The organism is Ralstonia sp. OTU4908 (genome assembly GCF_038440115.1).
In the GTDB taxonomy this organism is placed as follows: Bacteria; Pseudomonadota; Gammaproteobacteria; order Burkholderiales; family Burkholderiaceae; genus Ralstonia; species Ralstonia pickettii.
Genome location: NZ_JASATD010000093.1, coordinates 1 through 1,133, shown reverse-complemented (window position 1 = coordinate 1,133; position 1,133 = coordinate 1). Strand labels below are relative to the sequence as shown.

The following is a 1,133-nucleotide window of genomic DNA, read 5'->3' as shown; positions in this document are numbered from 1 at the left end:
CTGAAGGACTTCCTCGCGCAGCGCGTCACCGCGGTGATCATGGCGGTCTACACCGTCGTGCTGCTGGCGGCGTTCCTGCTCTCGAAAGACACGTCGTACCAAAGCTGGGCGGGGCTGTTCTCCAACCAGTGGATGAAGATGCTGACGTTCCTGGCGTTCGTGTCGCTCACGTATCACGCCTGGATCGGTGTGCGTGACATCTGGATGGACTACGTGAAGCCCGTGGCAGTGCGTTTGACGCTGCAAGTGTTGACGATTCTGTGGCTCGTCGGTTGTGCGGGCTACGCAGCTCAGATTCTCTGGAGGGTTTAAGACATGGTCGCAGTCAAGACTGGGCTGCCGCGCCGCAAATTCGACGTCGTGATCGTCGGTGCGGGCGGTTCGGGCATGCGCGCATCGCTGCAGCTGGCAGAAGCCGGCCTCTCCGTGGCCGTGCTGTCCAAGGTGTTCCCCACCCGCTCGCACACCGTTGCGGCGCAGGGTGGCATCGGTGCCTCGCTGGGTAACATGAGCGAAGACAACTGGCACTATCACTTCTACGACACCGTCAAGGGCTCCGACTGGCTCGGCGACCAGGACGCGATCGAGTTCATGTGCCGCCAGGCGCCGAACGTGGTCTACGAACTGGAACACTTCGGCATGCCGTTCGACCGCAACGCCGACGGCACCATCTACCAGCGTCCGTTCGGCGGCCATACGTCGAACTACGGCGAGAAGCCCGTGCAGCGTGCCTGCGCCGCGGCCGACCGTACCGGCCACGCGCTGCTGCACACGCTGTATCAGCGTAACGTGCGGGCCAAGACCCACTTCTTCGTCGAATGGATGGCGCTGGATCTGATCCGCGACCAAGAAGGCGACGTGCTGGGCGTGACCGCGCTGGAAATGGAAACCGGCGAGGTCTATATCCTCGAAGCCAAGACGACGCTGTTCGCCACGGGCGGTGCAGGCCGGATCTACGCGGCTTCCACCAACGCCTTCATCAACACGGGTGACGGCCTGGGCATGGCCGCGCGCGCAGGCGTTCCGCTGGAAGACATGGAGTTCTGGCAGTTCCACCCGACCGGCGTGGCCGGCGCGGGCGTGCTGATCACGGAAGGCGTGCGCGGCGAAGGCGGCATCCTGCGTAACAAGGA

At 64.0% G+C, this 1,133-nt stretch carries 2 protein-coding genes; both read left to right on the top strand.

The genetic code is table 11. From position 1 onward, the window contains the following. Positions 1-312 (top strand): succinate dehydrogenase, hydrophobic membrane anchor protein (gene sdhD / locus AAHM38_RS25435; protein ID WP_116577093.1); only part of this gene is annotated, 312 nt, incomplete at its 5' end. Positions 313-315: 3 nt separating this feature from the next. Further along, the coding region (locus tag AAHM38_RS25430; protein WP_342234421.1) for an FAD-dependent oxidoreductase at positions 316-1,133 on the top strand (818 nt) is incomplete at its 3' end.